The 19,847-nt window shown below is 63.6% G+C and carries 16 protein-coding genes and 3 tRNA genes; 9 read left to right on the forward strand and 10 right to left on the reverse strand.

Annotation, left to right across the window (positions count from 1 at the left end):
* The first annotated feature begins 90 nt into the window (after positions 1 to 90).
* Positions 91 to 237, forward strand: a complete 147-nt coding sequence (locus tag ACN0X6_RS14160) for a hypothetical protein (RefSeq protein ID WP_417704821.1) — start codon at positions 91 to 93, stop codon at positions 235 to 237.
* Between the two features lie 22 nt (positions 238 to 259).
* On the opposite strand, the gene ACN0X6_RS14165 is transcribed toward ACN0X6_RS14160, so the two are convergent.
* Positions 260 to 907 (reverse strand): response regulator, encoded by a 648-nt coding sequence (locus tag ACN0X6_RS14165; protein WP_417704822.1) that lies wholly within the window; start codon positions 905 to 907, stop codon positions 260 to 262.
* Between the two features lie 352 nt (positions 908 to 1,259).
* Between ACN0X6_RS14165 and ACN0X6_RS14170 the strand changes: the two genes are divergently transcribed.
* The 3 genes from ACN0X6_RS14170 (at position 1,260) to yjiA (ending at position 4,609) form a co-directional block, all read left to right on the forward strand.
* Positions 1,260 to 3,320: a carbon starvation CstA family protein gene (locus tag ACN0X6_RS14170; protein ID WP_417704824.1), complete on the forward strand. Its 2,061-nt coding sequence runs from the start codon at positions 1,260 to 1,262 to the stop codon at positions 3,318 to 3,320.
* Positions 3,321 to 3,330: 10 nt separating this feature from the next.
* Positions 3,331 to 3,534 (forward strand): YbdD/YjiX family protein, encoded by a 204-nt coding sequence (locus tag ACN0X6_RS14175; RefSeq protein ID WP_417704826.1) that lies wholly within the window; start codon positions 3,331 to 3,333, stop codon positions 3,532 to 3,534.
* 94 nt (positions 3,535 to 3,628) lie between these two features.
* Complete coding sequence (yjiA, locus tag ACN0X6_RS14180) at positions 3,629 to 4,609, forward strand: GTPase (protein WP_417704828.1); 981 nt, start codon at positions 3,629 to 3,631, stop codon at positions 4,607 to 4,609.
* Here the strand turns inward: yjiA and ACN0X6_RS14185 are convergent, their stop codons facing one another.
* Positions 4,610 to 4,981 (reverse strand): PilZ domain-containing protein, encoded by a 372-nt coding sequence (locus ACN0X6_RS14185; protein ID WP_417704830.1) that lies wholly within the window; start codon positions 4,979 to 4,981, stop codon positions 4,610 to 4,612.
* A 168-nt stretch (positions 4,982 to 5,149) separates the two neighbouring features.
* On the opposite strand from ACN0X6_RS14185, the gene ACN0X6_RS14190 reads away from it, so the two are divergent.
* Positions 5,150 to 5,656 carry a DUF3015 domain-containing protein gene (locus tag ACN0X6_RS14190; RefSeq protein WP_417704834.1) on the forward strand — a complete coding sequence of 169 codons (507 nt, stop codon included), beginning with the start codon at positions 5,150 to 5,152 and terminating at the stop codon, positions 5,654 to 5,656.
* A gap of 153 nt (positions 5,657 to 5,809) precedes the next feature.
* Here ACN0X6_RS14190 and glyA read toward each other — a convergent pair whose 3' ends face one another.
* The gene (glyA, locus tag ACN0X6_RS14195) at positions 5,810 to 7,063 is read right to left on the reverse strand and encodes a serine hydroxymethyltransferase (RefSeq protein ID WP_417704836.1); all 1,254 of its coding nucleotides are present in this window, start codon (positions 7,061 to 7,063) and stop codon (positions 5,810 to 5,812) included.
* Positions 7,064 to 7,205: 142 nt separating this feature from the next.
* A complete protein-coding gene (locus ACN0X6_RS14200) occupies positions 7,206 to 11,357 on the reverse strand; it encodes an EAL domain-containing protein (RefSeq protein WP_417705021.1) in 4,152 nt (1,383 codons plus the stop codon).
* Between the two features lie 455 nt (positions 11,358 to 11,812).
* Between ACN0X6_RS14200 and ettA the strand changes: the two genes are divergently transcribed.
* Complete coding sequence (ettA, locus tag ACN0X6_RS14205; protein ID WP_417704838.1) at positions 11,813 to 13,477, forward strand: energy-dependent translational throttle protein EttA; 1,665 nt, start codon at positions 11,813 to 11,815, stop codon at positions 13,475 to 13,477.
* Between the two features lie 222 nt (positions 13,478 to 13,699).
* Here the strand turns inward: ettA and ACN0X6_RS14210 are convergent, their stop codons facing one another.
* Complete coding sequence (locus ACN0X6_RS14210; protein WP_196473815.1) at positions 13,700 to 14,032, reverse strand: PilZ domain-containing protein; 333 nt, start codon at positions 14,030 to 14,032, stop codon at positions 13,700 to 13,702.
* Between the two features lie 9 nt (positions 14,033 to 14,041).
* A complete protein-coding gene (locus ACN0X6_RS14215; RefSeq protein ID WP_417704841.1) occupies positions 14,042 to 16,366 on the reverse strand; it encodes a DUF1631 domain-containing protein in 2,325 nt (774 codons plus the stop codon).
* Between the two features lie 206 nt (positions 16,367 to 16,572).
* Here ACN0X6_RS14215 and ACN0X6_RS14220 point away from each other — a divergent pair.
* The 3 genes from ACN0X6_RS14220 (at position 16,573) to ACN0X6_RS14230 (ending at position 16,815) form a co-directional block, all read left to right on the forward strand.
* Positions 16,573 to 16,648, forward strand: a tRNA-Asn gene (locus tag ACN0X6_RS14220).
* Positions 16,649 to 16,657: 9 nt separating this feature from the next.
* A tRNA-Pro gene (locus tag ACN0X6_RS14225) sits at positions 16,658 to 16,734 on the forward strand.
* Positions 16,735 to 16,739: 5 nt separating this feature from the next.
* Positions 16,740 to 16,815, forward strand: a tRNA-Lys gene (locus tag ACN0X6_RS14230).
* Positions 16,816 to 17,082: 267 nt separating this feature from the next.
* Here ACN0X6_RS14230 and ACN0X6_RS14235 read toward each other — a convergent pair.
* From ACN0X6_RS14235 to ACN0X6_RS14250, 4 genes are all read right to left on the reverse strand, one after another.
* On the reverse strand, positions 17,083 to 18,384 hold the full coding sequence (locus ACN0X6_RS14235; RefSeq protein ID WP_417704843.1) for an NAD(P)/FAD-dependent oxidoreductase: 1,302 nt from the start codon (positions 18,382 to 18,384) through the stop codon (positions 17,083 to 17,085).
* Positions 18,385 to 18,447: 63 nt separating this feature from the next.
* A complete protein-coding gene (locus ACN0X6_RS14240; protein ID WP_075745439.1) occupies positions 18,448 to 18,621 on the reverse strand; it encodes a DUF3094 family protein in 174 nt (57 codons plus the stop codon).
* A gap of 24 nt (positions 18,622 to 18,645) precedes the next feature.
* On the reverse strand, positions 18,646 to 19,194 hold the full coding sequence (locus ACN0X6_RS14245; RefSeq protein ID WP_417704845.1) for an MOSC domain-containing protein: 549 nt from the start codon (positions 19,192 to 19,194) through the stop codon (positions 18,646 to 18,648).
* Entirely contained in the window at positions 19,191 to 19,820 is a 630-nt protein-coding gene (locus ACN0X6_RS14250; RefSeq protein WP_417704847.1) for a DUF1780 domain-containing protein, read from the reverse strand. Before ACN0X6_RS14250 ends, ACN0X6_RS14245 begins: the two co-directional genes overlap by 4 nt.
* Positions 19,821 to 19,847: the final 27 nt, after the last annotated feature.

Consider the following 19,847-nt stretch of genomic DNA (forward strand, 5'->3'; position numbering starts at 1 on the left):
ATTGCAGCACCGGCAACCCTTGACGCAGATCAATAGATAGCCGGCTATCGGCGTGCAGCATGGTGATGTGTCCAAAAAGGAGGCCACAGCATGTTTCTGTTCTTCGATTTGATCTCCCGTGCGTTCAATGCGGACGCTCAGGTTGCGCAGTCACGTGAAGCAAAGCGCGAAGCCAAACGTATCGAAGCGCGACGTCAGCGTCGCAAGGCTGCCGAGGTAGTGTGCCGCGCCCACTGATTCTTACGCGCACGCACAGGCGTCAGTCGTTGCACGGGTGGCAGCGTTGCCCGCTGTGTTGCATGGCCTGGCGCATCAGGTCGGCAGGTTTTTCGATATCCAGCTTGCGGCGAATATTCAGGCGATGGCTTTCCACGGTGCGCACACTGATCGCCAGTTCACGTGCCATGGCTTTGTTGTTCAAGCCTTGCGCCATCATTTGCAGTATCTGACTCTCACGCGGGGTCAGTACTGCCTCCGGCGTTGACGTGCAGCCGGTCAGCGCCTCGGCAAGTGCGCCACTGTAGTAACGACCGCCAACGGCTAGTGCCTTGATCGCCGCGATGATTTCTCGTGATGTCGCATCCTTGAGCACATAACCAGCGGCACCAGCCTGCAGGGATTGGCGAACATATTGCCGGTCGCTGTACATGCTCAGGATCAACACCCTGAGCCACGGATGACGGCGAGTGAGCGTTGCTGTCAGCTCCAGCCCGCTGACGTCCTTCAGGCCAATATCCATCAGCACGACGTCGGGTCGTTCGCGTTCGATCAGTGTCACGGCTTCTTCGGCAGAGCCGGCCTCGCCGACCACCCTGTAGTGCTCGACGGCTTCCAGTAGCACCCGCACGCCCTCGCGTATCAACGCGTGATCATCGACCAGAGCGATGCGAATGAGCGGATCGTTCATCGGGTCTTCCTCCGGGCTTTCCTCGGCTATCCCTGTTCTATCGCGACGGCGAGTGGCCGTGTCGGGTGTGAGATTCTGCGCAGGATAGGGGAATGATGGACGGCCGAGCATGGCGAGCCGTTACGTGGGCAGCAGGGGGGCGCAGGTAAACATGAGCGATCGGACAGGTTCTGCGCTTCAGGCGTGCTACGCAAGTGTTCAGCGTATCTCTGCGTAGTCCTACGGATATTTTTGTGAGTAGTCCTGCGAATTTTCCCGCTCAGCGTAGATGCGGATAGTGGCAGACCTCCCTCGGAATATCCTCAGGACCCATGATCGCCGTCGCCCAAGAGGCTTCGGCAGGAGAGCTGCAATGACTCGAATTGCCGGCCATGTCGCCTGGTTCGCCGTTGCCATGCTGGGCGCTTTCGCCCTAGGCACCGTTGCCTTGAGCCGTGGTGAACCCATCAACGCCTTGTGGATCGTGGTTGCAGCCGTGGCGATCTATCTGGTCGCCTACCGTTACTACAGCCTGTTCATCGCTACACGTGTCATGGAGCTGGATCCGGCGCGAGCCACGCCCGCAGTGGTCAACAACGACGGTCTCGACTTCGTTCCTACCAACAAGCACATTCTTTTCGGTCATCACTTCGCAGCGATTGCTGGCGCCGGGCCGCTGGTGGGCCCGGTGCTGGCTGCGCAGATGGGCTACCTGCCCGGTACGTTGTGGCTGATCGCCGGCGTGGTGCTGGCTGGCGCGGTGCAGGACTTCATGGTGCTGTTCCTCTCCACACGCCGTAACGGTCGCTCGCTGGGCGACATGGTGCGCGAGGAAATGGGCCGGATTCCCGGCACCATCGCGCTGTTCGGCTGCTTCTTGATCATGATCATCATCCTCGCCGTGCTGGCGCTGATCGTGGTCAAGGCGCTGGCCGAGAGCCCCTGGGGCATGTTCACGGTGATGGCGACCCTGCCCATCGCAGTGTTCATGGGCATCTACATGCGCTACATCCGCCCGGGACGCATCGGTGAAATTTCGCTCATCGGCGTGGTGCTGCTGCTCGGCTCGATCTGGCTCGGTGGCGTGGTCGCGGCCGATCCGTTCTGGGGCCCGGCCTTCACCTTCACCGGCGTGCAGATCACCTGGATGCTGGTGGGTTACGGCTTCGTCGCCGCAGTGCTGCCGGTGTGGCTGATCCTGGCGCCGCGCGATTACCTGTCGACCTTCCTCAAGATCGGTACCATCCTGGCCCTGGCAGTCGGCATCCTGATCACCCTGCCGGAGCTGAAAATGCCGGCGCTGACCCAGTGCATCGACGGCACCGGCCCGGTGTGGAAGGGCGGCCTGTTCCCCTTCCTGTTCATCACCATCGCCTGTGGCGCGGTGTCCGGTTTCCACGCGCTGATCAGTTCGGGCACCACGCCCAAGCTGCTGGCCAGCGAGAGCCACGCGCGCTACATCGGCTACGGCGGCATGCTGATGGAGTCCTTCGTTGCCATCATGGCCATGGTCGCGGCCTCGGTGATCGAGCCGGGCATCTACTTCGCCATGAACAGCCCGGCCGCGCTGGTCGGCAGCGACGTGCAGTCGGTGGCAGCCAGCGTCAGCAGCTGGGGTTTCATGATCACCCCCGAGCAGCTCGAAGCCACGGCTCGTGATATCGGCGAGCACAGCGTCCTGGCCCGTGCCGGAGGCGCGCCGACGCTGGCCGTGGGTATCGCGCAGATCCTGCACAGCCTATTGCCGGGTGAAAACACCATGGCCTTCTGGTACCACTTCGCGATCCTCTTCGAGGCGTTGTTCATTCTCACCGCGGTGGACGCCGGCACGCGTGCCGGGCGCTTCATGCTGCAGGACCTGCTGGGCAACTTCGTACCGTCGCTGAAGAAGACCGATTCCTGGGCCGCCAACCTGATCGCCACCGCTGGCTGCGTGGCGTTGTGGGGCTGGCTGCTGTATCAGGGCGTGGTCGATCCGCTGGGCGGCATCAACACCCTGTGGCCGCTGTTCGGCATCTCCAACCAGATGCTCGCCGGCATCGCGCTGATGCTGGGCTGCGTGGTGCTGGTCAAGATGAAGCGTCAGCGCTACGTCTGGGTCACCCTGGTGCCGGCTGTCTGGCTGCTGATCTGCACCACCACGGCGGGCCTGATCAAGCTGTTCGATGCCAACCCGGCGATCGGTTTCCTGGCGCTGGCCAACAAGTACAGCGATGCCATGGCCGCCGGCCAGATCATCGCCCCGGCCAAGGACATGACGCAGATGCAGCACGTGGTGTTCAATGCCTACACCAACGCGGTACTGACCGCGCTGTTTCTGTTCGTGGTGCTGAGCATCCTGTTCTACGCCATCAAGGTCGCACGTCAGGCGTTGGGCAAGGCCGAGCGCAGCGATCGTGAGGCGCCGTATCAGGCTGCTGCCGAACTGAGTTAAGGAGCCTGTCATGTTCAACGATCTTGCCCGCATGGGCCGCTACCTGGGCCAGGCTGCACGCATGCTGGTGGGTATGCCCGACTATGAGACCTATGTCGAGCACATGGCCAACAAGCACCCGCATCAGCCGGTGATGAGCTACGAGGCGTTCTTCCGTGAGCGCCAGGAAGCGCGTTATGGTGGCGGCTACGGGCGGCCCATGCGCTGTTGTTGAACCGCTGTCAGCCTGCTACACGCCACGCTTGCCGTGGCCTGTTCATTTCTGGATGGCGTGACAGGCTCATCGCCCTGTGTCGAGGATGTAGCGAATGACTCCACTGCCCATTCCCGTCACCGTGCTCACCGGCTTTCTCGGTGCCGGCAAGACCACCCTGCTGCGGTACATGCTCAGGGGCGAGCACGGCCTGCGTCTGGCGGTGATCGAGAACGAATTCAGCGCCACCCCCATCGACGGCCAGTTGCTTGGCGATGAACCGGTGAAGCTGGTCACCCTGGCCAATGGCTGTGTGTGCTGCTCGATTCATGTCGAACTGGAGAAGACGCTGTTTCTCTTGCTGGACAAACGCGACAGCGGCGAGCTGGCGTTCGACCGCCTGGTGATCGAGTGCACCGGCCTGGCCGACCCGGCTCCAGTGGCGCAGACCTTCTTCGCCACCGAAGAGTTGGGCGCGCGCTATCGGCTCGACGGTATCGTCACCCTGGTCGATGCGGTCAACGCCGAGCGTCACCTGAGCGAGACCATCGCCCAGGCGCAGGTCGGGTTCGCCGATCTCATCCTGCTGAGCAAGACCGACCTGGCCGACGCGTCCAGCGTCGAGGCGCTGCGGGCGCGTCTGCAGCGGATCAACCGGCGCGCGCCGATCGAGCTGGTCAAGCAGGGTCGAATCGATCTGGCAGCGTTGCTCGACTTAGGTGGCTTCGAGCTCGATCCCGCTCCGGATCGCGGTCTGACGTGGCGGCCGTTGACGCCTGCAACGAATACGTCTGATCGCATCCGCACGCTGGTGCTGGAGAGCCCTGAGCCGGTCGACCTGGAGCGCCTCAGTGCGTTCATGGAGGGCTTGCTGGCGCGCTTCGGCGATGCGCTGCTGCGCTACAAGGGGGTAGTTGCGGTGGTGAACGAGCCGCGCCGCCTGGTGTTCCAGGGGGTGCTGCGACTCTACAGCTTTGACTGGGATAGCGAGTGGGCGGCGCACGAGGCGCGCGAAAGCGTGCTGGTGTTCATTGGTGACGACCTGCCCGAGGATGAAATCCGCCAGGGATTCGCCGAAGCACTCGGTCAGCCTTGATCAGGGTTGCTCGCCCAGGGCGGCGAGCTCCCGTTCCAGCAGACTCTCGTCACCCAGATTGAGTTCGACCAGGCGGCGCAGATGGCTGATCGATTCCAGGTCGATATGGCGGCAGACGAAGCCGAGATAGCCCGCCTGGGTACGGGTCAGCAACACCTCCATCCTTACCTGCGCTTCGTCGCCGAGCTGGATCTGCGCTTCGAACGGCTGATCCGGGTCAGCGTTCCAGTTTGCCGGAGTCTCGACCATCAGACCCTTGAGCGAAAGGTCATGCAACACCGCCGCCCATTGCCGCTCACCTTGAACGAGTACGGTGGGGGCGTCGAAGGCGATGCGCTGAAAGCGCCGACGCTCGTTGGCTGTATCACTCATTCCCGAACTCCGATCTGCAGGTTTCCCAATACTATAGCCAACGCGCATGCTCGCGCGCTGTTCCTTGTGTCGTGGCGCACAGCTGACGGATATGAGTTTGACAGGGAGCCAAGTCTCGCCAAAGCTCCTAGTGCGGTTTTTATTACTCGATATTGCGGAGCGACACATATGAGCAAGCGACTGCTGGGTAAAGGTTTGGTCTTCGGCCTGTTGAGCATGGCCAGTGTTGGTGCATTCGCCGATGCTGCGGGCGGCAATGGCTGCGGCTGGGGCAACATGTTGTTCGAAGGGCAGCGTGGTATAGCGCCGCACTTCCTGGCCACCACCACCAATGGCACCTCGGGTAACGCCACCTTCGGCATGACGTCCGGTACCAACGGTTGCGACACCAGTGGCGCGCTGGGCTACAACGGTCGCTCCATGCTGGCGATGAACGGCATGCTCGACTCCATCGCCGAAGACATGGCCATGGGCCAGGGCGAGGCACTGGACGCCTATGCCACCCTGCTGGGCGTCGAAGCCCAGGATCGTGCGCACTTCGCCAAGGTCACTCACGACAATTTCGGCAGCATCTTCAGCAAAGCCGACGCCACCAGTGAGCAGGTGCTGGCCGCCACGCTTCAGGTGATGAGCCGTGACGTGCAGCTGGCGCGCTATGTGAAACAGCCTGCGTAGGCGGTATCGCCCGCTTCGTTGTCGGTGCGCACGACTCGCGGAGTTCAGTAGGGTGCGCCGTGCGCACTAGCTGTATCCCGTGCATGACAAGGAAATCGACAAGGCAAAAAGAAGCCCGCCGGATTGGCGGGCTTCTTCATTTCAGGCGCGGCCTCAGTTGCCGTAGACCGGGAACTTCGCGCACAGCGCCTTGACCTGCTCACGCACGCGGCCTTCGACTTCATCGTTGCCGATGTTGGCCAGCACGTCGCAGATCCAGCCTGCCAGTTGACGGCACTCGTCTTCCTTGAAGCCGCGCGTGGTGACGGCAGGGGTGCCGATACGCAGGCCGGAGGTGACGAACGGCGAACGCGGATCGTTCGGTACGCTGTTCTTGTTGACGGTGATGAAGGCGCGACCCAGGGCGGCGTCAGCATCCTTGCCGGTGATGTCCTGCTTGATCAGCGAGAGCAGGAACAGGTGGTTCTCGGTGCCGCCGGAGACCACGTCGTAGCCGTTGTCGATGAACACCTGAGCCATGGTCTGAGCGTTCTTGATCACCTGCGCCTGGTAAGCCTTGAACTCAGGCTGCAGCGCTTCCTTGAAGCACACCGCCTTGGCGGCGATGACGTGCTCCAGCGGGCCGCCCTGGCCGCCCGGGAATACCGCAGAGTTGAACTTCTTCTCCAGCTCCTCGTTCTTGCGCGCCAGGATCAGGCCACCGCGCGGGCCGCGCAGGGTCTTGTGAGTGGTGGTGGTGACGACGTCGGCGAACGGCACCGGGTTCGGGTACAGACCGGCGGCGACCAGACCGGCCACATGGGCCATGTCGACGAACAGGTAGGCACCGACCTTGTCGGCGATGGCGCGGAAGCGCGGGAAGTCCAGCACCTGCGAGTAGGCGCTGAAGCCGGCGATGATCATCTTCGGCTTGTGTTCGACGGCCAGGCGCTCGACTTCGTCGTAGTCGATCAGGCCCTGGTCGTTGATGCCGTACTGCACGGCGTTGTAGATCTTGCCGGAGAAGCTGACGCTGGCGCCGTGGGTCAGGTGGCCGCCGTGGGCCAGGCTCATGCCCAGCACGGTGTCGCCAGCGTTGAGCAGGGCCATGTACACGGCGCTGTTGGCCTGGCTGCCGGAGTGCGGCTGGACGTTGGCGTAGTCGGCGCCGAACAGCGCCTTGGCGCGGTCGATGGCGAGCTGTTCGACCACGTCGACGTACTCGCAACCACCGTAGTAACGCTTGCCCGGATAACCTTCGGCGTACTTGTTGGTCAGCACGCTGCCCTGGGCTTCCATCACCGCCGGGCTGGTGTAGTTTTCCGAGGCGATCAGCTCGATGTGCTCCTCCTGGCGCTGGGCTTCCTGCTCCATCGCGGCAAAGAGTTCGGCGTCATAACGAGCGAGGGTCAAATCACGGCTGAACATGGCGGTCCCCTGATATCAGCTGGGCGGTAGAAAGAGGGGGCGGATTCTACCGCAAAGGTCGCATTCAGGCATATGAAGGTCGGTCATGAGCCTGACAAGTGGCCTTCATGCCGAGTCGGGCGCAGGCCCGGCGTTCGCTTGGTCAGCTGAGCATGAACAGCGCTGCCCCGCTGAACTGGGCGGTGAGCTGACGTGCGGGCATGGGCCTGCCCAGCAGGTAGCCCTGGACTTCGTCGCAGTCGTGTTCACGCAGGAAGTCCAGTTGTGCCTGGCTCTCCACCCCCTCGGCGATCACCATCATGTTCAGGCTGTGTGCCATGGCGATGATGGCGCGGGCGATCTGCGCGTCCTGCTCACCATCGGGCAGGCCGTCGACGAAGCTGCGGTCGATCTTCAATACGTCGATGGGGAACTGCTTGAGGTAGTTCAGCGACGAGTAGCCGGTGCCGAAATCATCCACGGCAATGCACAGGCCCAAACGCTTGAGGTTGCCGAGCGTCTGCATCGCGCTGGCGACGTCACGCATCAGTATGCTTTCGGTCAGTTCCAGCTCCAGGCAGGCCGGTGCTACTCCGGTTCTGTCCAGAATGGCGGCGATGCGTGCACTCAGATCGCCTTCGGCGAACTGACGGGCCGACAGGTTGACCGAAATCTTGGGGATGCGGATCCTTTCCTCGTGCCAGGCCTTGAGCTGACGGCAGGCTTCTTCCAGCACCCATTCGCCGACCTGCACCACCAGGCCGAGTTCTTCGAGTACCGGGATGAACTCATCGGGCGGCACCAGGCCACGGGTCGGATGGTTCCAGCGCAGCAGCGCCTCGACCCCGGTCAGGCGATTGCCATCGCCGGAGAACTGCGGTTGATAATGCAGGACGAACTGGCCCTGCTCCTGTGCGTGGCGCAGATCGCTTTCCAGCTCCAGACGTTCCAGGGCACTGGCGTTCATGTCGGCCTGGTAGAACTGGAAGTTGTTCTTGCCGCGTTCCTTGGCGTGATACATCGCGGTGTCGGCGTTCTTCATCAGTTGGCTCAGTTCGCTACCGTCCTGCGGGGCGAGGGCGATGCCGATACTGGCGGTGACGAAGAATTCGCGGCCTTCGAGGACGAAGGGGCGTGCCAGGCTGGAGAGAATCTGCTCGGCGACATGAATGGCGCGATTGAGCGCGCCCTCGCGGGTGGCGCGTGGCTGCAGCAGCAGGGTGAACTCGTCGCCACCCATGCGCGCCACGGTGTCGTCGCCGTCGACACAGGCCGACAGGCGCACGGCCACGTCCTTGAGCATGCGGTCGCCGGCGGCGTGACCGAGGGAATCGTTGATCGGTTTGAAACGGTCGAGATCGAGGAACATCAGCACCACCCATTCATCATGCCGATCCGCATGCTGCAGGGCGCTGTGCAGGCGATCCTGGAACAGGGTGCGGTTGGGCAGGTGGGTCAGGGCGTCGTAGTAGGCCAGGCGATGGATGCGCTGTTCGCTGGCCTTGCGTTCGCTGATGTCGCTGAAGAAGCACACGTAGCTGACCAGGTCGCCTTCCTCGTCATGCACCGCAGTGATGCCGACCCACGCCGGAAAGTTCTCCCCACCCTTGCGCTTGAGCCACACCTCGCCCTCCCAGCTGCCGCGCTGGTTGAGTTGGCCGAGGATGTACTGCAGGTGTGTCGCCTGCTGGCGATCGGCGGTGAGCATGCCGGGAAGCTGGTCGAGCACCTGACCGGCGGAATAACCGCTGACGCGGCTGAAGGCCTTGTTGACCTGAACGATGTAGCCGGCCGGATCGGTCACCAGAATCGCGGCGGTGGAGTGCTCGAATACCGTTGCGGCCATGCGCAGGTCTTTTTCCGCGCGGCGTTGCTGGCTGATGTCGCGGCCAACGCCGAGGATGCCTTCGAAGCGACCATTCTCGTCCCACATCAGCACCAGGCGCAGTTCCACCGGGATCTTGTGGCCGTCGGCACGCAGGCAGTCGAACACGAACAGCTGATCCGGCAGTTCCTCGCGCAGACGCTCGAGGCGGTCACGCTCGCCGAGCGAATCGCGAATGCGCTCGAGCAGCAGGTAGAGGCTGTCGAGTTGCTGCGGGTTGGCCGCCAGGCCCTGCAGACCATTGGCCATCATCCATTCGGCGTTGTAGCCGAGCATGGCTTCAACCGACGGGCTGACGTAGTTCAGGGTCAGGCTGTCGTCGGTGGAGACGATCACGTCGCTGATGCTTTCCGCCAGCAGGCGGTAGCGCTGCTCGCTGTCACGCAGCGACTGGTTGCGCTCGATCTGCTCGGTGATGTCCTTGGCCACGCCGATCAGGCGGCTGACGCGACCGCGATCATCGCGCGCCAGCGCCTGCTCACGGATGCTGAACCAGCGCCACTGGCCGTCGCGGTGACGCCAGCGCAGCACCGATTCGAGCAGCAAGCCGTCGCCAACAACTTTCTGCAGGTTGCGGATGCGCCAGTAGTATTCACTGTCGTCCGGGTGCAGTACCTGCTCCCAGAACTCCCCGGCCATCGCCTTGAGCTCGCCGACGCTGTAGCCCAGCTGCAACCCCAGGCTGTGGTTGCTGAACAGCACCTGCCGGTTCTGCATGTCATGCACGTAGAGCAGGTCGGGGACCGAGCGAACCACTTCGGACCAGAAGCGCTCACGCTCGATCAGCGACAGCTCGATGCGCTTGCGGCTGGTGATATCGCTGATGCTCAGGGTGACGGCCTGATAGTCCTGGAGCATTTCCGGCAGGCGTAGCACCAGCCAGACGTGACGCTGCAAGCCCTGTGCGGTGACCAGCTGGGTTTCCAGCTCCATCAGGTTGGGGCCTTCGAGCACGGCGACGGCCAGGCGGTAACACAGGTCGTCCGGCTGTACCGGGCCGTTGTCGATCAGTTGTTGCCAGGCCTGTTCGGTCGACTTCACCCCGAGCAGGTTGAGCGCCACCTGGTTGGCCTCGGTAATGCGCAGTTGCTCGACCAGCAGTTGCTGATGCCGGGCATCGGCCTGCAACCAGCGCTGCAACCCCGCCGCATCGCGCAACTTGTGCTGCAGCAACAGGCTGCGCAGGCCGGAAAGGTCGAGCACGCACAGGGCGACGCCAGTGCCGTCGAAGATGTCCTGATAGCGTCTGCGGGTTTCCTGCAGTACGCGCATGGCCTGCTGCTCATCGGTCACATCGCGCAGCACCCAGACGTAACCGGCATGGCGGCCGACCTCGCTGATATCGCTACGGGTCACGGCGAACAGCCGCTCGCGCCCCTCGCTTTCGACCCTGATCAGCTCCGGTCCCAGGTCGCTGGTCAGTTGTGGGCTGTTGAGCAGCAACGGGTCGAGATCGGGCAGCAGATCAAGCAAATGGAGTTCCCCGGCCACGTCGCTGAGAACGCCGAACAGCGCTTCGGCCTGCGGGTTCAGGTAGCGCACCTTGCCATCGGCCTGAGTCACCAGAATGCGTTCTTCGACGGCGCCGAGCGCACTGGCGGCCTGGCGCAGCGAGCGGCGTGTTTCGCTATTGAGGCGCTGCAGGCTGCGCTGCTCGCGTTGCAGGCCGTACAGGGCCAGCAGGGTAAGCAGGCTGCACAGCGCGAACAGCAGGAACTTGCCGGCCAGGGTCGGCATCAGCTCGTTGCCGGCGCGATCCGCATCGAACAGGGCGCGCAGTTGCCAGTCGCTGCCGGGCAGGGCGATCAGGTCCAGGCTTTGTGCCTGTTCTGCCGCAGTCACCGGGGCGATGATGCCGCCAGCCTGTTGCAGGTCGTCGGCGCGCGCGATCACGCGGTGGCTGAGCAGGTCTTCGAGCAACCATTTGTGCTCGCTCTGGTGCTGCTCGCGCAGCCAGCCACGCAGCGCACTGGTGCGCATGCGCAATATCCGGTGGCTGTGGTCGGGCTGACGCAGCAGCAGGTAGAGCGCGCCGCCGTCCAGTGCGCTGAAGGCGAAGTGATAGGGCGCTGCGCCGCTGCGTTGTTGCTGGTTGCGAATGAAACTGAGGTCGCGCGACTCGCTGGCGCTGTCGGCCAGCAACTGCCCGTTGGCATCGAGCCAGGCCACGCTGTTGACGGTCGGGAAGATGCTGCGCAATGCCGTGACCAGTTCGCTGCCGTCGCCAGCGCGCGCTGGGCTGCTTTGCAGCATCGCCTGGCCCGCCTGCGCCTTGAGGCGCATGTTCAGGCTCAGGTGCTTGGCCAGTTGGGCGCCGTAACCCTGACTCAGTTGCTTCTGACTATCGAGCAACTGGCGATATTCCTGGCTCAGTTGCCAGGCCAGCAATCCCAGTATCGCCAGCACCAGCACCACCAGGGCACGGCGCAACGCTGCGCGCGACTCGCCCGGGGAGGAGGAAGGCTGGGATGAGGGAGTCGACACGTTCTGTGAACCTGTAGCCGGTGCTGGGCTATTTTGAGCGTTGAGACGTGCGGGCATGCCTGCGCTCGCGCGAGCCGGCTAGAATGCCTGTAAACGTGGCCAAGTGCCAGCTGCGCCGACGAACGTAGGTTTGCCCTGCCACGCACATTCCGGTAGTTTTGCGCCGCGCGCGTGAACTGTCCGCGCGGTACTTGGCGTTCGCTCCAGCAGGGGCTAAGGTCTCTGCAAACGCCCCGCTGCAGGCTTCGTGCAAACGGCCTGCAGCCGGTAATACGGCGGCCAGGCCGGCACGCGCCAGATGGTCAGACAGCAGGCATTGCCGGTTTCGTCACTCGCAACGCTTTCGCAGTGCCTGCAAGGCCCGCCATTCTCAGCCCTCATTCTCACCAGTCAGGTTCTCCATGGCTCAGTACGTCTACAGCATGCATCGGGTCAGCAAGGTCGTCCCGCCGAAGCGTGAAATTCTGAAGGACATCTCCCTGTCATTCTTCCCAGGCGCCAAGATCGGCGTGCTGGGCCTCAACGGCGCCGGTAAGTCCACGCTGCTGCGCATCATGGCCGGCGTCGACACCGAGATCGACGGTGAAGCCCGTCCGATGCCGGGGATCAAGGTCGGCTACCTGCCGCAGGAGCCGCAGCTCGACCCGAACAAGACGGTGCGCGACATCGTCGAGGAGGCGGTAGGCGAGATCAAGCAGGCCCAGGCCCGTCTTGACGAAGTTTACGCCGCTTACGCCGAGCCGGACGCCGACTTCGATGCCCTGGCTGCCGAACAGGCCAAACTCGAAGCCATTTTGCAGGCTTCCGATGGCCACAACCTGGAGCGCCAGCTGGAGGTCGCCGCCGACGCCCTGCGTCTGCCGGCCTGGGACGCGAAGATCGAGCACCTGTCCGGCGGTGAGAAACGCCGCGTGGCGCTGTGTCGCCTGCTGCTGTCGGCGCCAGACATGCTGCTGCTCGACGAACCGACCAACCACCTGGACGCCGACTCGGTGGCCTGGCTGGAGCGCTTCCTGCACGACTTCCCCGGTACCGTGGTGGCCATCACCCACGACCGTTACTTCCTCGACAATGTCGCCGGCTGGATTCTCGAACTCGACCGCGGCCACGGTATCCCCTACGAGGGTAACTATTCCGGCTGGCTGGAATCGAAGGCCAACCGTCTGGCCCAGGAAGCCAAGGCCGAGGCGTCGCATGCCAAGGCGATGAAGGCCGAACTGGAGTGGGTACGCCAGGGTGCCAAGGCGCGTCAGTCCAAGTCCAAGGCGCGTCTGCAGCGCTTCGAGGAAATGCAGTCGCAGGAATTCCAGAAGCGCAGCGAGACCAACGAGATCTACATCCCGGCCGGTCCGCGTCTGGGCGACAAGGTCATCGACTTCCACAACGTGTCGAAGTCCTTCGGCGACCGCGTGCTGATCGACGACCTGTCCTTCAGCATTCCCAAAGGCGCCATCGTCGGCGTGATCGGCGGTAACGGTGCCGGTAAGTCGACCCTGCTGCGCATGATCACCGGCAAGGAGCAGCCGGATTCCGGCCATATCGAGATCGGTGAAACCGTACAGATCGCCAGCGTCGAGCAGAGCCGCGAGATGCTCGAAGGCAACAAGACCGTGTGGGAGCAGATTTCCGACGGCTTCGACATGATCAAGGTCGGCAACTACGAGGTGCCGTCGCGCGGTTACGTCGGTCGCTTCAACTTCAAGGGCGCCGACCAGCAGAAGTTCGTCAAGGACCTCTCCGGTGGTGAGCGTGGTCGCCTGCACATGGCGCTGACCCTGAAGCAGGGCGGCAACGTGCTGCTGCTCGACGAACCGTCCAACGACCTCGACGTGGAAACCCTGCGCGCGCTGGAAGAGGCGCTGCTGGACTTCCCGGGCGCCGCGGTGGTGATCTCCCACGATCGCTGGTTCCTCGACCGTATCGCCACGCACATCCTCTCCTACGAGGACGACGGCAAGGTCAACTTCTTCGAAGGCAACTACACCGAGTTCGAAGCTGACCGCAAGAAACGCCTGGGCGAGGCCGCCGCGCAGCCGCACCGCGTGCGCTACAAGAAGCTGGCGTAGAGTGGGTTAGCGGCGCCAGGCCCGTAATCGGCTGGTTTCACGAGCAGAGTGCGCCGCGTAACCCGCTATGCGATATCCCGGTGTTATGCCAGATGAAAAACGGAGCCTGCGGGCTCCGTTTTGCGTTGTGGGCGCAGGCTGTCTGCAGGAGCGGCGCCCCACGAAAGGCTGCTTTGGTTTCGTAGTTACGCTGGAATATCGGTGCGCACAGCGCACCCTACTTCAGAGCCTGGCCAGCAGGCTTTCCAGTGCCTTGGCCTGATCCTCGGCCAGATCGATGATATGAAAGCCGGCCCAGCAATGCTGGCCGTCGGCACCGGGGCGGCTCCACAGGCAATCGGCGCCCAGGTGTACTTCTTGTACCGAATCGCTGCCTGAGGTGCACACCAGGCGGCATTCCAGCACCGCGTCGGCGGTGTGGGGGGTATCACTGAACAGCATGAAGCCATCGGCAGACAGGTCGACGATGCGGCCCAGGCGCTGCCCGCTGTTCAGGTCGAAGACCTCCAGCTGCATTTCGGTGCCATGGCGGCTGTGTTGACGACGCTCTTCCATGGAAATTCCTCAGCGGGGTTCGGCCGTGCGCCCAGTGAAGCGCTGCAGCACACGGTAAATGGCAGTCAGCGCGCGATCGACCAGTGGCGTCGCGCGTTCGGGAGTGACGATGCGGGCCAGGCCCTTTTCCATCTCGCTGGCCAGCAGGGTCAGCGGCTTGATCGCCACGCGTTGACCACTGTGGTCGACGAACATGTAGTTGTGCGTGGTCGGGCTGAACCAGGAAAGCTTGAGTACGCGGCTCTTGCCGTCCTCGACGAACTCGAACCAGGTGCCGAATTCGACGCTGGCCAGTTCCTTGGCCAGGGCTTGTGCGCGTGCCGAGAGCTTGCTGCGCGAAGGTGCCTGGCGAGCCAGGTCGGCATCCTCACCGAGCATGGCGCCCAGGGGGCTTTCTGGCAGGGTGGGTCTGAGCTGGGCGGCCAACTGCGGTTGTTTGGCTTGCACCGCGTGCTGGCAGGCCACCAGGTCCTGCAGCAGGCGACGGATGCCGTCCTCATGGTAGCCGCCGAGCAATTCCAGGCCCTTGCGCAGGTCGCTGAGCATAGGCACGCGCTGTTCCTGCAATTGCAGCACCTCGACCTCGCCGAGCGGCGTGCCGCTCCAGGCCAGTTGCTCGGCCACTTCGCAGGAGCGCTTCCACTCCGTGCTCTGCTCGCCGTGGCGCAGCAAGACGAAAACCAGGACATCGGCCCAGGTCAGTTCGAGGAAATTGCGGATGATGGTTGGCAGGTCGCGCTGCCCGACGCAGCGCTGAATCACCTCAAGCGCCTGTTCGCGAGCCCCGAGCAGGCGGTCACGGCCCTTGGCCGCCTCGACCGCGCGACGCTCGCGCAGTTCGACCTTGTGGCGCAGGGTCTCGACGTATTCGTTGAACTCCTCGATCAGGCTGTCGAACAGCCCCAGATCACCGCTGAAACCGTGAATCACCCGTTCGACCACCCACTGCATCTTGGCCAGCAGGCCGCGTTCGTCGCCTTCGTTGCCGTACAGCACGCCGGCCTGAGCCATGGTGTTGAGCAGGCGTCGCGCCGGGTGGTGGTGCTGGGTGAACAGTGCCTTGTCCTGCAGCGCAATTTTCAGATAGGGCGTATGCAGGTGCGAGAGTGCGGTCTTGCAGGCGTCCGGCAGGTTCTCGTCATCGAGGATGAAGTCGAACAGCATGCCCACCAGGTCGATGACGTCGGCTTCCTGGTCGGACACCTTGCTGTCGCCCGGCAGGCTGCTGTGCGACTCCAGCTGCTGTTGCAGGTCGGCCTTGAGGCCTTCAACGGCCTGTGGCTGATGCAGGCGCTGGGCCAGTTCGTGGGCCGACTGCTGTTGCATGCGGTTGAGCGCTGCGAGCAATTCGCTGGCGCTGTAGGTGCGGCTGGCCTCGCGCGGCGAGAAACTGATGATACTCCGTGTACCGCCCAGGAGCGGGGCGTCCGGGTGGCTCTGACGGTGCTCGCCGAGCAGGCTGGACAAACCACTGAACAGTGCGGCCGGATCGCTCGGCGGCGGGGCGCTGAGATCGAGGTCGAACAGCGCCGGTTCCACGGGGGCGGAAGTCGCGCCCGCCCTGCCCGGCGCTTGTTGTTGGGGCGTCGGGGCTTCTGCCTGAGGCGCATCGGGGCGGCTGACGCTCTGGTTGATCTGCGCGCTGTACTTGAGGTTGGGCAGCACGCCGGCATCGATCAGGCGCTGGTTGAGTGCGCCATAGAGTGAATCGAGGCTCTGCATCACATGGCGATCGAAGAGCATGTACAGGATGGTCTTGATCTGCAGCGGGAAGGGGCAGGGCGCCAGCGCATCGCGAAACGCCTGGGCAATGGCCTGCGGGCCGAAGGGGTTGCTGTCCTCGCCGAGCTTCTGGCCGTTGTTGAGCAGCGCCAGGCGCTGCTCCAGGGCGAACAGCGGCTGGGTGCAGCGTGCCTTGACCCGGCTGACCATATTGGTGACTTGCAGGGTTTCTTCGTAATCCTCGTTCTGCACCAGGGCCAACTGCTCGGGGTCCACTTCGGCCGGCGTCTGATCCTGCAGTTTGCCGTCGAGGAAAGCGGAAAAATTGTTGGCGATGGCCTGGTGGTAGCTGCGCTCGATCTGCGGGCGTTGGCGGCGGATCTCGCGCATGTTGTCGAAGAACAGCGTCTGCACCTTGTTGTTCTCGGCCTTCTCGGCGCACTCGAACAGGGTGTCATCGACTTGGCCGAATACACCGCTCAGATGCTCCGCCAGGCGATTCATCACCAGTTTGCGGCAGGCCTGTACCAGATCGCTGAAGCGCGGCTGTATACCGCGGCTGGCGAGGCTGACCACCTTGGGATGAATGGGGGGCTTGTCCTGGTTGCTCATGGACTGTCCTGACTGGCGTCGTCGGCTGGCGCGTCCTGCGTCGTGCCGCAGTTCGATGAAACATATAGTAGTCCATGGCTTGTCTGCAAAGCATTGTCGTAAAAGCAGTTTGCAGGGCTTGACAGGGAAATTTTGCTACGTAAAATGGCGCGCCTCTGAAGCGGTAAAGCGAAAGCCGAAGCGCAGCAGAGCTGGAAGACCGAAGTTCCGCGATAGCTCAGTCGGTAGAGCAAATGACTGTTAATCATTGGGTCCCTGGTTCGAGTCCAGGTCGCGGAGCCAACTTCCTATCGGGGTATAGCGCAGTCCGGTAGCGCGCTTGCTTTGGGAGCAAGATGTCGGGAGTTCGAATCCCCCTACCCCGACCATTTTTGGGTCGTTAGCTCAGTTGGTAGAGCAGTTGGCTTTTAACCAATTGGTCGTAGGTTCGAATCCTACACGACCCACCACTACAACGAACAAGCCCGCCTAGTGCGGGCTTTTTCGTGTTTGCGTGTTTGGTTTTTGCGACGCGGCTCGAATGCGGTCCGGGGCGGCTGTTCTGTATCGAGAGCGTCCCGGATTTCATCCGGGCTACGCATCTGCTCGTCTCCCCCTGTCCCGCCCTGCGCCCGCTTCTAGCTCGTAGGGTGGGCTTTAGCCCACCAGCGGGGGGCGAGAGGTGGGCTGAAGCGGATCGCCGCCCGGCCCAGCCTACAGCGCTTGTTGCTGCTGCTTCAGTGCAGTTTCAGGCGCGGCTCGGTGCTGCGCCCGATGCGATCGCTGAGCATCAGCAGCAGGGTGCGTGGCACGCCATACAGGGCCATCTGGTGCATGCGGTACAGCGACACGTAGAACACCCGTGCCAGCCAGCCTTCGAGCATGACGCTGCCGGTCAGGTTGCCCATCAGATTGCCGACCGCAGAGAAGCTCGACAGCGAAATCAGCGAACCGTAGTCGCGATAGCGGTATTCCGGCAGTGGCTGGGCGCTGATCTTCAGGCGTAGCGACTTGGCCAGCAGCGAGGCCTGCTGATGCGCCGCCTGGGCGCGTGGCGGCACGTTGCGGCCCTCGGTGCCCGGCTGTGGGCAGGCCGCGCAGTCGCCAAAGGCGAACACGTCGTCGTCAAGCGTCGTTTGCAGGGTCGGACGAACCTGCAGCTGGTTGATGCGGTTGCTCTCCAGGCCGTCGAGGTCCTTGAGAAAACCGGGGGCGCGGATGCCGGCAGCCCAGACTTTCAGGCTGGCCGGAATGAAGTTGCCGTCGGCGGTTTTCAGGCCATCGGCAGTCACTTCGCTGACGGCGGCGCCGGTCAGTACGGTGACGCCGAGCTTCTCCAGGGTCTTATGCACCGGCCGCGCGATGCGCTCGGGCAGCGCAGGCAATACGCGTGGCCCGGCTTCGATCAGGGTGATGCGCATGTCTTCGGGGCGAATGCGATTCAGACCATAGGCGGCCAGCTGCTTGGCGGCGTGATGCAGTTCTGCTGCCAGCTCGACCCCGGTGGCACCGGCGCCGACTATGGCAATGTCGATCTTCGAGCCGTCTTCGCCCTCGTTGGCGTGCGCGCGCAGGTAGTGGCTGAGCATGCGGCGATGGAAGCGCTCAGCCTGCGCGCGGGTGTCGAGGAAAATGCAGTGCTCGGCGGCGCCTGGTGTGCCGAAGTCATTGGTGGTGCTGCCAACGGCAATGACCAGGCTGTCGTAGGTGATGCGACGCTCAGGCATCAGCAGCTGGCCGTCGTCATCCAGCGTCGGTGCCAGGGTGATGCTCTTGCCGGCACGGTCGAGATCGGACATGCGCCCGAGCTGGAACTCGAAATGATTCCACTTGGCCTGGGCCACGTAGTTCAGTTCGTCTTCCGAGGAGTTCAGCGAGCCGGCGGCCACTTCGTGCAGCAGGGGCTTCCAGATATGGGTGAGGTTGGCGTCGACCAGAATGATTCGGGCGGCGCCACTCTTGCCCAGTTTTCTACCCAGACGGGTGGCCAGCTCCAAACCGCCGGCGCCTCCGCCGACGATCACGATGCGATGGGACATGGATATTGCTCACAAGGCTTTGAAAAAGACGGTGTGAGTGCGAGAGGGCGAGCGCAAGGCAGCTCATAGCACCAGTCGACTCAGAAGGCGGCTCAGCAGGCCCAGGCCAATGGTCACGACCATGACCACCGCCAGCAGGCGCCAGACGCGAAACGGCTGACGTTCAACCTGATGCTGCGGTGCGCTCAGGTAGTGGTCGACTTTCTGCTGGTCTTCGGGGCTCAGGCGGCTGGTCATGGGTGGGCCTCTGCTTGAATGCGCCTATTCTAGGCGTGCCCGCCAGCCTTGGCGAGCGTCGTTGTCCTGCGGGTCAGATAATGGGTCAAGGATTTCAACGCTTACGGCGTCCTCCAGGCGGATGATGCCTCCCTCGATCACGCGGGCGGTGATGCCGCCGTGGCCGCGCATGGCCTGGAAGGTGCCGCGACCGAGGCGTTCCTCCAGGCGGGCGCAGGGCTGGCACCAGCCGGTGGTTTCCAGCAGCGCCTGGCCAATGCGAAAGCGCCGGCCCTTGAGGCTGAACAGGTTGATGCCGGCGACCGCGATATTGCGACGTAGCTCGCTCGGCGGCATGGGCGCGTCGCGGCCGAGCAGGGCAGCGACGACGGCCAGGTGTTCCCACTGGATCAGCGTGACCTGCCGCGCATTGCGCGGTCCGGGGCGGCTGTGATCGCCGGTCAGGCCGGCTTCACGCCGCGCTTCCACGGCTTCGACTTCGAGCATCGCCTCACGTGCCCTGGGGCGTACGCCTATCCAGCGCACCTGGCCGACCTGCGGTACCTCGGCCAACAACTCCTGCAAGGGGCTCACAGGCCGATACCGATGTCGAACAGCAGGCTGCGCCCGAGGTTCTGCCGCAGAAAAACCGGCGCGTCCGGGTGAGCGAACAGCACACGGGCGAAGCGCGGACCGACCAGCGACAGCGAGCGCCAGCCCTGGCGCAGGTATTCGGTGGGGGGCGGGAAGTGGCTGTTGCAGTCGAGCACGGCGCGCTTGAGGCTGACGAAGGCGACCAGGTCGAGTTCGCCGAGGTCGATGCCGCGCTCGCGGTAGTTATGCGCCTTCTTGCGCAGGGTCGGCGCCAGCCGTGCCTGCATTTCGCTGGCCGGAATGCGCTTGGGGCGTGCTTCGCGGCGCACCAGTTGGCTCAGGGAAAAGGCGCTGCGGCGCCGTTCCAGTTCGGCGCGCCACTCGTCATTCAGGCGCCGCCCTTCATCGAGCACGAAAAACACTTCGAAATTGGCCTCGCGAAACAGCACGTCCGGCGGCTCCTGGCCGCTGGGCGTGAAGTCATCGCTGTGGTGACGCACGTTCAGTGCTTGCAGCAGGCGCTGACAAACCCAGCGCTCGCGCTCCCATTTTTTCGCGTTGGAGAGAAAGGCATTGGCCTGTTCGGCCTGGTGCGTCAGCAGGCGCAGATAATCGGAATCGTCCATGTCCGAAGCTTAGCCGTAGCGCAGGCT

This window comes from Pseudomonas sp. (genome assembly GCF_048269965.1).
In the GTDB taxonomy this organism is placed as follows: Bacteria; Pseudomonadota; Gammaproteobacteria; order Pseudomonadales; family Pseudomonadaceae; genus Aquipseudomonas.